The sequence below is a fragment of the Ruminococcus sp. OM06-36AC genome (genome assembly GCF_003438725.1).
Classification (GTDB): Bacteria; Bacillota; Clostridia; order Oscillospirales; family Ruminococcaceae; genus Ruminococcus_C; species Ruminococcus_C callidus.
Map to the genome: position 1 here is coordinate 1 of NZ_QSTT01000033.1, position 10,918 is coordinate 10,918.

A 10,918-nucleotide genomic window follows, 5' to 3' on the forward strand; every position below is an offset into this window, starting at 1 on the left:
ATCTACACCAGCTACAAATACCGATACGGCATTTTCATTCGTCTGACACTTGCGACAGGGATTCGTCTGGGCGAACTGCTTGGACTCCGCTGGGAAGATATCGACTTCGGCAAGAGAATGCTCTCTATCCGCCGTACAATAAATCGTCTGCCCAAATTGGATTACAACGGCATGGGCAATTCCACGGAGATTGTTATCCAAGAGCCAAAAACGAAAAACTCTATCCGCTCTATCCCCTTGATTCCCAATATCGCAAGCGAGTTACAACAATGGAAAAATGTACAGCAGAACGATGCCATGACAGCTGGTGTAGCCTATCAGGACTCCGGCTTTCTGGTGACAAACCCATTTGGCGGATACCTGGAACCCAGAACATTCAAGGATGCCTACGATGAGATTCTGAAAGCCTCTGGTCTTGGGCATTATACCTTTCACGCCCTCAGACATACCTTTGCCACCCGAGCCATGGAACAAGGCATGGACGCAAAAACCACTTCAATTCTGCTTGGACATTCCTCGGTTTCGTTTACGCTGGATACTTACACACACGTTCTGGACAGTCAAAAACAAGAGGAAATGAAGGTCATGGAGGAGTTCTTCACTCTGCCCGATATGCCGCAAGTGCAGTCCTATGCAATCGCAGTAACGCCAATGGCAAATGGCTTTCTGCTAAATCCTGTGGACTTTGAGGATATGAGCATTGAGGCAAACGATCTGCAATACGGCATTCAGTGTCTGCAAACCGCCATTGCCCAGAAATTAGCCACAATGTACCCGCCTACGCCGACACCTGTGAACGAGATCATTTTGCAACAGGGTGAATTTGTGGTGATTGTCAATCTATAAAGGAAATGGAGCAGGATGTGTTGTCCTGCTCCACTTTTCTTTTTTGATGTTTGGGGGTCAAATTGGGGTCAAAATCGGTTTTTCTGTAAAAAAGCAAAAAAATATAGTGCCGAAAACAACGTGTTTTCGGCACTTTTCTTGGAAACGCACGTCACAAATGATACAATGCACACCCAAAAAGCAAAGGGAGTGCGTTCTGCACCCCACACCCCTCAAATTTTCTGCACCAACTCCGTCCCATCTTTCAAAACAAACATAATTTTTCCATCTCGATGCACCACTGCTTTTTCTACAGCAGCCAGCCACAATTGTGTATCAAATTCCGGCAGCATCCCATTTTGTCCGGTCAATATTCTTTGAAAACCTTGAATCTGTTCTCGTCTTGCCAACCGCTCTGCTCGCTGTTCCTGCAGAGCGGTTTCTTGTTTCTGCAGCGGTTCGTATTGTCCCACCAGTGCCTGATACCGCTCCTCATACTTTTCCTGATCTTGCACGATTTCACTGTTCTCCCGAACATATCCCTGCACCTGTTCCGAAATCCGCATTTTCTGCGTTTCCAGTTCCTGCAATTGATACTCCAAATCCGTACAGTCTGTGAGCAGTTCCAGCATCACCTGACAGTTTTCCAGAATCGCTTTCCGCTTTTGCAGCAATTCCTGAACGGCTGCCTGAAACCGCTGCTGTATGACGCTCTCCTGCAAATGGGGTGTCTGGCATTTGCACACCCCTTGGAATTTATGATTGCACTGCCAGATCACCTGCCGATACTTGCTGTTGGAATGCCAGACCTTTGCCCCGAAGAAATTTCCGCAGTCGCCGCAGACAAGCCGGGCAGCAAATACACTTTTCCCATTGTACTGCCGCCGTAGGTTTTGCCTCCGCAGCAATTCTGCCTGTACCAGTTCAAATTCCTCCGGCACTATGATGGCAGGATGACTTTCCTCAATGTAGTATTGGGGCACTTCACCTTCGTTCACCTTAGATTTTTTGGTGAGAAAATCCACCGTAAATCTCTTTTGTAATAGAGCAGAGCCCTTGTATTTTTCATTGGTCAGAATGCTTTTCACTGTGCTGGAACACCATTGCTCCTTTCCGGCAGGTGTCGGAACGCCCTGTTCTGTCAATGTTCTCGCAATGCCAGTCGGCGTTTTCCCCTCCATAAACCAACGATAGATGTTCCGAACAATCTCCGCCTCCTCCGGCACAATTTCCGGCAAGCCATCTACTCCTTTTCGATAGCCCAGAAAATGCTTGTACGGCAGGCTGACCTTGCCGTCCGCCATTCGCTTTCGCTGTCCCCAAGTTACATTTTCCGAAATAGAACGGCTCTCCTCCTGTGCCAGACTGGACATGATGGTGATCAGCAGCTCGCCCTTGGAATCCAGCGTGTAGATGTTTTCTTTCTCAAAAAACACCTCCACGCCTTTTTCTTTCAGTTTTCGCACAGTCGTCAAAGAATCTACGGTGTTTCGTGCAAACCGGCTGACTGACTTGGTGACAATCAAATCGATCTTGCCATCCAGAGCATCTGCCACCATGCGATTAAAGCCGTCCCGATGTTTGGTATTCAGGGCAGAAATGCCCTCATCGGTGTAGACCGCAACAAACTCCCAGTCTGCCCGTTCCTGAATGTACTTGGTGTAGCGATCTACCTGTGCAGCATAAGAGGTCTGCTGTTCCTCGGAATCTGTGGAAACTCTGGCATAGGCTGCCACTCTGCGTTTCTGCACCTTGGTTTCCGGCAAATGCGTTATGGGATGAAACTTTGCCGGTATTTTTAGGACTGTCGCCATTTTTTCTGCCTCGCTTTCTCTCGCATTTCCGCCGTCCAGCTTTCCGAACGGGAACGGTCTTTCCAAGATACGGTTTGTTCCGTTCCGTCTGAAAAGCAAAATTGTAGTTCATTGGGTGCCGGAATCTGAATCTGTTCGATTCGTTCCGCAAATTGCTCCGCATCAAATTCCGATATTTCCAAAACATCACAGCAGGCAGAGAGCAGCGTATTTTCCGGAATCTGTTTTGCTGTTGGACAGTATTTTTTCCCTTTGGTGTTGTAAGTGGAACAAATCCAGACCACACCGGTCACTGTCGTTTTTCTGCGGTAATACTTGCCGCAGCAGGCACATCGTATTTTCTGCGTAAATGGATATCGGTTTGTGGTACAGGAACCGGCATATTTTTTCTGTCGTTCCGCCATTTGTTTCTGCACCGCATCAAACTGTTCCTGCGAAATGATGGCTTTATGCGAACCGGCAACGAAATACTGCGGAAGCTGTCCGATGTTAGCCACCTTTTTCTTGGTAATGTGATTTTCCCGAAAACTTTTTTGCAGCAGCAAATTTCCGGTGTACTTTTCATTGCGGAGCGTTCGCCTTACGTCCTCTGTCGTCCATGCACAGCCACGCACCGTGCATATCTGCTGTTCATTCAGCTTCTTGGCAATTGCCAGCTTACCCATACCAGACAGATAATATAGAAAAATCATTCTGACGATTTCCGCCTCCTCCAGTACGATTTCCAGTTTTCCGGACTTGGTTCGCCGATAGCCCAGCATTCGCATACTCCCGACTTTTCCCTGTTCAAAGTCCTTTCGCATCTGCCATTTTTTGTTCTCGCTGGCAGAATAGCTTTCCTCCTGTGCGTAAGATGCCAGAATGGAAAGCATCAGCTCGCCGTCTGAACTCATGGAATGAATCCGCTGTTCCTCGAAATAGACATCAACACCCAGTGTTTTCAGTTCCCGTACCGTTTCCAGCAAGGTAACCGTGTTTCGTGCAAAACGGGAAATGGACTTTGTCAGAATCAAGTCGATTTCTCCCCGCCGGCACCGGTTCAGCAGCTTTTGAAATTCAGCTCGATTTTCCTTTGTTCCCGTCAATGCCTCATCTGCATAAACACCGCAGAACAGCCACTCCGGATTGCTCTGGATCAGCTGATTGTAATAGCTGACCTGTGCCGACAGAGAATGGAGCATGGCATCCTTTCCGCTGGACACTCTGGCATAGGCTGCCGTCCGTTTCAACAGGAACGGCTTTTTCTGTGGAAATGCAACTTTTTGTATCACTCGTGCCGTGATAATCTCCCCCTTTCCGATGACATATTACCGTACGATCGGGCAGGAGTCAAGGAATATACTGCACAAAGATAAGCCGGAACGTTCGGCAATTATGGTGTTGATTTTTTGGAATTCCTCCGGCGTGACCAATCCAGCACGCATCCAGCTTTTCAAAATCGAAACTGTGGTTTGATACGTAATGATCTTATGGTAATGTTCTTTTTCCATGTGCCATTTCCTTTCTGTGCTTCCCATAGCAAAGACGGGAACAATATTTTCGGTGCGAACTGGGATAGGCAAAAAACGGCTCTTTGCAGATAGGACAGAGCTGTTGTTGTTTGCCGTTCCCCGATACAGCATGGTGATTCCACCAAGTATTATGGCATTGTGTGGAACAGAATCGTTTCGGCTTTCGGTGCGGTGTCTGCACAACAGAACGCCCACACTGCGGACAGTGTGGGCAGGATTCACTTCCTCTCTGCCGTTTGCAGAAAGAAGCAACGGTGTTGACAGACAGCCCTAATTGTGCTGCGATTTTCTTGTAGCCCAGACCGCTGCTGTGCAGCTGCCGGATCTGGTCTTTTTGTTCTGCGTTCATCCAATCACCCCAAAATTATCCCAAGAAACATAACCAGTCACAAATCGTCCCACCGGTGTTTTTCCGCAGAACTCCGGCTTTGTGGTGATCCGATAACGACCGTTCTTGCAGGCAATGCCGTCATAGAGATAGTAAGTGCCGCTGATTCTTCTGGTTACAGATGTAGTTTCTGCACTGGCGAACAAAGGTGTGTTGGCACGAATGGCGACCTTTTGTCCTTTGGTGAACTTGCTGCCATTGGTGTAGACCGCATTTCCGTTGGCATCAAATACAGAATATCCGACCTTGCAGGCTTTCTTCGCATTCTCCAAAGAGGAATACGCCCCCAGCTGCGACTTTGCATCTGCCCAAGACTTTCTCACTCGGTAAATCTGCTTTGTAGAAGGTGCAGCAGAGGAACCTGCATTTAAATAAGACTGTACCTTTTTCTTGAACTCCGCCCAATGGGGCAAAATGTACGCAGGACACATCTTGTACCGATTGTACATGGTGTTCAACTGGTCAATCGTTCCGTTTCGTCCGTCACGAACATTCAGCCAGTGGGTATGCGTGTAGAGATGATTGATGTCCAGTCCATACTGTTTCAGAAGGGCTGCTGCCAATTTCGCTGCATTGTCCTCCGACTTTTTATCAACAGAATTGTATGCAGAGGACATAATGCACTCAATGGCGATGGTTCTTCTGTTTCCGTTCCCAGAACCATCAGCGGCATGCCAGCCGCTCAGGCTGTGGGGCAGATTCTGCCATGCACAGATATTGTCAACATAATAATGGACACGCACATCCTTCATGTTGTTATTGACGGTTGCCCTTGTGTACTGTTCCGCAGGGGTCGTGCCGCTTGCTACTGTGATCCAGTCTGTGTTATGGACGGTCACACCGATGATTTTCCCCGCCATGGAAACAGAGGGCATATCGATGTGGTTGGGATTGTGTTTGGTGAGTAAATACTCGTTGATTTTTACTCCGTTCAGAGTCGTTGTTGCATCTGGTCTTAAAATCGCCATATTACTTATCCTCCTTGTCGGTCGTTTCTTCTGTTCTGCCGATTTTCGTTTGCAGAACATCAATTGCTTTTTTGATTGCAGGCGGATACGGGATCCCCATTAAACTTGTATTTTCCACAATGGAAAGCAGTTCATTCAGGCAAAAGCTGATGCAGACTGCATCTCGGATGTAGTTGGTATTCAGCAGAATATCCATCCGAACTGCAACGACGATCAGCATTAAAGTGCAGACCTTTTTCGCCAGACCGAACCAGCCGGCTTTGGAAGAAAGTCCACCGCTTTCTGTGTGTTTGGATTTTTTCATCATAGCGGTGATGATGCCGGTGAAAAAGTCGATTGCCATAAAGACGACCAGTGTCACCAGAGCGGAGTCCCAGCCGCCAAAAATGGCAGTAAAAAAGCCGCCGACCAAGCCGACAGCCACACAAATGGTATCTTTTATCATTTTCAACCCTCCAGTACTTTCAGGAATCGGATCTTCGGATGAGAATTGTTGCTTCTGCCCACCCATGCGAGGTAATATTCGCCGTCAGAAATGCCGGTGCATTCTGTGATGGTGGTGATAAAGTTGTCTGACTGCAGCCATTGGAAATCCAGAGAAACCGCACGATTTGCATCGATCTCTGTGTTTACATACACACCAATAGGAATGTCGATCTTCTGCGGTTTCTGCACCAGATACAAACTCCCGGCTTCGCTGGAACCCGACTGATAGGACATCACGATTTCAGCGTTTTTCGTCAAGGACAGAGACTTTGTACAAACGGTCAAGACCGACTTATCCCAGTTAAAACACGCCTGCGAGTAGGACAGCACAAAATCATTTGCTGCACTGCAAAACTGCGGATAGGCAGCCAGAAAATCTGTCATTGTCTGATACCCGCCGTCCAGAATCATACTGAGATTTGATGCATAGGTCGAAATGGCATTCTGCCCGGACTGAAACAGGACGGTGTAATTTCTGCCGCTTGTCAGATTATCGATTTGCTTTTGCAGGCTCTCCAAAGTACGTTCTGTCTTTTCTGAATAGACTGTAACCTTTGTGCTAAGCCCATTGATTTGTGTGCCAAAGCCATCCCATTGTGCGATTTTAGCGGCAGTGATCTGATCCAATGCGGATTGATTTTCGTGGGTATGTGCCTTTTCATTCAGTGCTGCAATGGCTTCCCGGAATGTTTGGATATTGTAAGTTGTATCATCCTCGAATTCCTGAAGAGCACGCAGCAAGGAAAGTTCATCTGCCGTCAAATCATCTAAAACATTCAGATTTTTATGAACATGTACCTGCTGTAAAAGAGGTTGAACCGCAGCTTGAATCAGTGCTTTTACGGCATCGGTATCTGGATAATTTGTCAAATCCGGAGAAACGCCGTCCTTTCCGTCACGCCCATCTTTTCCCGGTAAGCCGTCTTTCCCATTTGTGCCATCCTTCCCGGGCAAACCATCTGCACCATCTTTTCCATCAATACCGTCCCTGCCTTTCAAACTCTCCAGCCATTCTGCAACTGTCCCCACAAAACCGTTTTCTAAGGCAATTTCATAAGCAGAACGACCGTCTTTTCCGTTTGCCCCGGTTTGCATCTCGGAAAGCTTTTTCAAAAGCTGCGTATACAGATCCGGCGTCGGCGGAATTGGCGTATCCCCATCTGCAACAAACCCAGATGATCGAATGTGCAGTGTGACAGGAACCGTGGTTGCTCGAACCGTGGTATCGCTTTCCGCATCGTAGCCGAACAAACTCATCTTCACCGCACCGGGATGCAGTTCAGACGGCAGCAAACAGGTTGTTCCATCTATGCCAAGCACCAAATTGTATGTTTCCTCACACTGCGTGAACTGCACCACTTTGTGCAGCGTTTTCCAAGCTCCATCGAACACGAACTTTACCGAAACAAATGCGATCTGGTCAGAGGCAATGACCTCTCGTTCCAGTGCTTCGATTTTTTGCTGTTTCACTAAAAATTTCATCATCCGTTTTTCACCTCGTTCCACACATTATTTTCAGGATCATATTCCAAGTAGCCGTCTATGCACTGGATTTTTTGCAGATAGTCATTGTAAAAATGTTCTCCGGAGGACATCCAGTTGACCGGCTTGGTGATGGCGTTCCACTGAGCGATCGTTCCTTCATATGTGATGGCTGTTAGACTTTCACAGTATGTCAGCATATTTTCCCCAAAGGTTCTGCAATTCGCAGAAATGGTAAGGCTGGACAATGCTGTACATCTTGTAAACGCAAAAGCACCAATGGAATCACACGCAACACGAGCAGTCTTCAGCTTTGCACAGCCGCTAAAAGCATACTTTCCCCACGTTTTCACGCTGGCAGGCACAGTAACTTCTGCAATGGCAGTGTGATAAAATGCGTACGACTGGATCGCAGTAACCGCCTGCGGAATGGTAACGGAAGTCAGACCAGCGGTATAGCCGATTGCAGCATCTTCCTGTGCAAAAGCAGAATCGCCAATGCTGGTCAGTGTAGCCGGCAGAGATACCGTTTTCGCATTGGCACAATGATAAAACAAACGGTCACCCAGACCAGTAATGCCATTGCTGAGTACAATTTCTTTGATCTTGTCGTTTTGATAGAATACCGAATCGCGAGAAGTATAATCGTAGGTTGCACCCGTGCCACGCAGCAGCAGTTTGCCATTGTCATAGAGAACATAGTAGATGTTTTCACCGCACTGTCCGGTCGCTAGGATTTCGCCTGCGGTCAAGTCATCCACCTTGGTTTGCAGTTCGGAAATCTGACTGTTCATTGCATCCAGACGCTTTTGCAGTTCGTCCAGCGTGGCATTCGTCTTTGCCATTTCGACAAGCATCTCCGTCACTCTGCACTTGCCAAGAATACACTTGCAGTAACCGCATTTACTCTCATCTGCACGGCAGTCTGTCAGGTCAGAATCCAGAATAGCTGTCGTTCCAGCACGCAGTCTTACAACTGCTAAAGTCAGATAAGTCGTCACATTGTTGTTGGTAAAGGCGGGAATGGTTGGACTGGTGGCTGCTGTACCTGCCAGAATACGAATCCCACAGGTACGAGTAGAACGATCACAATAGATCCCGATTGCTACATAACGATTCAGAGATTCATCTACATAAGAAGAAAGGTCGATGGTATGCAGGGTATCACTGATAAAATAATGACCATCGATCCACGCCTTGCCCGTGCCAAATGTAATGGCTAAATTTTTAATTGTTGGTGCAAAACACTGCCGGTAAGTATCCAGAATCCCGTTGCAAATCAAACTGGACAGATATGCAGTAAAATCCTCTGCGGTATACACCCGGTCAAGGTTTTGTGCGTTAAAAAAGCCGTAGGAAAAAGACATATGAATATCACTCCGTTTCTTTGAAAGTCGGTGTCAGACTTCTGCCGTTCTGGTCGAAACTCTCCACCATGCCGATCAGCTGGATTCGAGGCTGAATCAAGCCAAAGCGTTTCTGTTCCATGGTTACATAGTCGCCCACAAAGTAATCCTTGTTGTACTGATACTGGGTCGAAAAAGCAGCGATGGCAGATTCCGATGCCGTTTTTGGCTGCACCAGATGTTCCGCACCGCTGCTTTTCAAGATTTCCAGATATTCCGCATCCGTCACATCTTCTTCCTGTGTGGTGTTTCGCTCGTCCACATAGACCTCATAGCGGTCAAGATAGGTCGGCTCTATACCGGAACAGAAGGTGGTTCGCTTTCTGGCATTTCCTTCGCCGCAGCCCAGCACATAGGCAAAGTTTTTCTGCACCGCATCGTCCGCCGCATAGGAGAATGACAGCAGGTTGTTGTACGCATCAGAGAATACGATATGAGGATTGCCGTCCTGCAACAAACTGCGGTCTGTTCCGGAAAACAGGTCGCATTTCAGTGCATTTCTATCCAGCCGCACATTTGCTGAACCGCCAATGGTTTCACAGAGGCTGTACAGCCATTCCAGAATATTGTCATAGCTGACCTGCATTCGTGCGGTGTTCTGCCAGCAGTCACCGGAAACCGTACCCATGGAAAAACCGGGCAGATTGCGGATTCCGGCAGAGATGACATTGCGGGACAGCACCTTGCGGACGATGTCCTCATAGCTGCCGTTTGCGGTGATGGTGGGATAGATGATTCTTCGTTCCAGCAGGCAGGCAAGAAACCGTCCGGTGACTGTCAGGTAATCGCCCTTTTCGGCATCCGTCTCCAATTGCAGAGATTCAATGATGCCGAAGTGCTGTGCATCATCGCTCCTCGCCACAATTCTGCCACGCTGAAAGATGGATACATTCTGCGGACTGGAAGCGATATACACCTCAAAACAGCCGCACTGGTAGAATTCAATATCCCACAGGAGAGAAGAATAGCTGTCACAGATTGCTTCCAGTGACACAGAAATCTGATCTTTCAAAGCTATCAAGCTGTAAATTTCCAACTGCATTTCTCACACTCCCAGATAAGAATTGCGGTGCATCAAAGTTACACGCAGTTTTTTCACACCACGAACTGCCTCGACCCGAAAGATATTCGTGCCTTCTTTCAAGGTCAGCCAAGTGGAACCGGAAACCAGCCGGTTCAGGATGTTGCTGTCCACACCATTGCGTGTCAGCGTAACGGTCTTGTTTCCGGTTTTCGTGGTAACCGTAATGACATCGCCGGTCAAAATATCGCCTTTGATTTGCAGATATTCTCCGTTTTCGTTGTAGATGGTCGGTGTCACGGCAACCACTTCCTGCGGAATATCACTGGGCAGTGCCTCAATCCGCAGCGTGAATCCGATTTCATCCCCGTCATTGGTGATAGAGAACAGGTTGCTGTTGGAATACACGCCCAAAGGAAACGGGTCATCACTTTCTGGAAAAGGAAAGTGAAATGCTCCGGTGATGCCGCTGTAATAGGCATAGAAAATATCCCGACTGTACCAGTAAATGTCCGGACAGAGAATGGAGATCTGTCCGCTGATCTGCTGCTCAAAATGCTCTACCTCACAGGTTTCTACATACCCTTCTGCATACACATCGATACTTGCTGTCTTGTACCAGATCTTGATGTACCGAGAAGGCTTGACCACACGATACAGGCGATGCCTTCTTTTCTCGATCCCAATGCCACGCATGGCAAAGGAAATGACTACGTTTCGCTTTTCGATGAAGGCGTTATTCAGATAGCTGCCGTTCATGCCTGCATAGGAAGAAGTAGAAATCGTTCCGGCAGGCGGATTCAGACCTTCGATTTTGGAGGTCATGTATTGGTTGGCGGTGGCGGTCATATCTAATCGTTCACCGTTTTCATTTTCTAAAACCAGAGAAAAATACATTACACACCCTCCATTACACATTCAACGCATTCCGTGTCAACCGATAAATCTCCAGCCGTGACAATGCCTTCGGACTATTATTTGTCTGATTCACTGTGCGGCTGTTGTCGTTGTTATAGT

11 protein-coding genes are annotated in these 10,918 nt (G+C 47.7%); 1 reads left to right on the top strand and 10 read right to left on the bottom strand.

Annotation, left to right across the window (positions count from 1 at the left end):
• On the top strand, positions 1–846 hold an 846-nt coding region (locus tag DXB92_RS12340; protein ID WP_181977071.1), incomplete at its 5' end, for a site-specific integrase.
• A 212-nt stretch (positions 847–1,058) separates the two neighbouring features.
• Here DXB92_RS12340 and DXB92_RS12345 read toward each other — a convergent pair.
• The 10 genes from DXB92_RS12345 to DXB92_RS12385 are packed head-to-tail and all read right to left on the bottom strand — an operon-like array spanning position 1,059 to position 10,798.
• Positions 1,059–2,705, bottom strand: a complete 1,647-nt coding sequence (locus tag DXB92_RS12345) for a recombinase family protein (RefSeq protein WP_242986688.1) — start codon at positions 2,703–2,705, stop codon at positions 1,059–1,061.
• Complete coding sequence (locus DXB92_RS12350; protein WP_242986690.1) at positions 2,624–3,910, bottom strand: recombinase family protein; 1,287 nt, start codon at positions 3,908–3,910, stop codon at positions 2,624–2,626. The genes DXB92_RS12345 and DXB92_RS12350 overlap by 82 nt, the downstream gene beginning before the upstream one ends.
• A gap of 36 nt (positions 3,911–3,946) precedes the next feature.
• Positions 3,947–4,129: an SHOCT domain-containing protein gene (locus DXB92_RS13395; protein WP_147330064.1), complete on the bottom strand. Its 183-nt coding sequence runs from the start codon at positions 4,127–4,129 to the stop codon at positions 3,947–3,949.
• Positions 4,107–4,499: an RNA polymerase subunit sigma-70 gene (locus tag DXB92_RS12355; RefSeq protein WP_117734107.1), complete on the bottom strand. Its 393-nt coding sequence runs from the start codon at positions 4,497–4,499 to the stop codon at positions 4,107–4,109. The genes DXB92_RS13395 and DXB92_RS12355 overlap by 23 nt, the downstream gene beginning before the upstream one ends.
• On the bottom strand, positions 4,496–5,506 hold the full coding sequence (locus DXB92_RS12360) for an N-acetylmuramoyl-L-alanine amidase (RefSeq protein WP_181977072.1): 1,011 nt from the start codon (positions 5,504–5,506) through the stop codon (positions 4,496–4,498). The genes DXB92_RS12355 and DXB92_RS12360 overlap by 4 nt, the downstream gene beginning before the upstream one ends.
• Position 5,507: 1 nt before the next feature.
• Positions 5,508–5,951, bottom strand: a complete 444-nt coding sequence (locus DXB92_RS12365) for a phage holin family protein (RefSeq protein WP_117734109.1) — start codon at positions 5,949–5,951, stop codon at positions 5,508–5,510.
• Between the two features lie 2 nt (positions 5,952–5,953).
• Entirely contained in the window at positions 5,954–7,477 is a 1,524-nt protein-coding gene (locus DXB92_RS12370; protein ID WP_117734110.1) for a collagen-like protein, read from the bottom strand.
• Positions 7,474–8,841 carry a leucine-rich repeat domain-containing protein gene (locus DXB92_RS12375; protein ID WP_117734111.1) on the bottom strand — a complete coding sequence of 456 codons (1,368 nt, stop codon included), beginning with the start codon at positions 8,839–8,841 and terminating at the stop codon, positions 7,474–7,476. The genes DXB92_RS12370 and DXB92_RS12375 overlap by 4 nt, the downstream gene beginning before the upstream one ends.
• Before the next feature lie 7 nt (positions 8,842–8,848).
• Positions 8,849–9,922, bottom strand: a complete 1,074-nt coding sequence (locus DXB92_RS12380; RefSeq protein ID WP_117734112.1) for a siphovirus ReqiPepy6 Gp37-like family protein — start codon at positions 9,920–9,922, stop codon at positions 8,849–8,851.
• A gap of 3 nt (positions 9,923–9,925) precedes the next feature.
• Positions 9,926–10,798 (bottom strand): phage tail domain-containing protein, encoded by an 873-nt coding sequence (locus tag DXB92_RS12385; protein WP_117734113.1) that lies wholly within the window; start codon positions 10,796–10,798, stop codon positions 9,926–9,928.
• Positions 10,799–10,918: the final 120 nt, after the last annotated feature.

Bases quoted from the DNA above. Each gene is read 5' to 3' on its own strand.
- DXB92_RS12380 (WP_117734112.1), bottom strand. From the start codon at position 9,922: ATGCAGTTGGAAATTTACAGCTTGATAGCTTTGAAAGATCAGATTTCT.
- DXB92_RS12360 (WP_181977072.1), bottom strand. From the start codon at position 5,506: ATGGCGATTTTAAGACCAGATGCAACAACGACTCTGAACGGAGTAAAA.
- DXB92_RS12355 (WP_117734107.1), bottom strand. From the start codon at position 4,499: ATGAACGCAGAACAAAAAGACCAGATCCGGCAGCTGCACAGCAGCGGT.
- DXB92_RS12375 (WP_117734111.1), bottom strand. From the start codon at position 8,841: ATGTCTTTTTCCTACGGCTTTTTTAACGCACAAAACCTTGACCGGGTG.
- DXB92_RS12385 (WP_117734113.1), bottom strand. From the start codon at position 10,798: ATGTATTTTTCTCTGGTTTTAGAAAATGAAAACGGTGAACGATTAGAT.
- DXB92_RS13395 (WP_147330064.1), bottom strand. From the start codon at position 4,129: ATGGAAAAAGAACATTACCATAAGATCATTACGTATCAAACCACAGTT.
- DXB92_RS12365 (WP_117734109.1), bottom strand. From the start codon at position 5,951: ATGATAAAAGATACCATTTGTGTGGCTGTCGGCTTGGTCGGCGGCTTT.
- DXB92_RS12370 (WP_117734110.1), bottom strand. From the start codon at position 7,477: ATGATGAAATTTTTAGTGAAACAGCAAAAAATCGAAGCACTGGAACGA.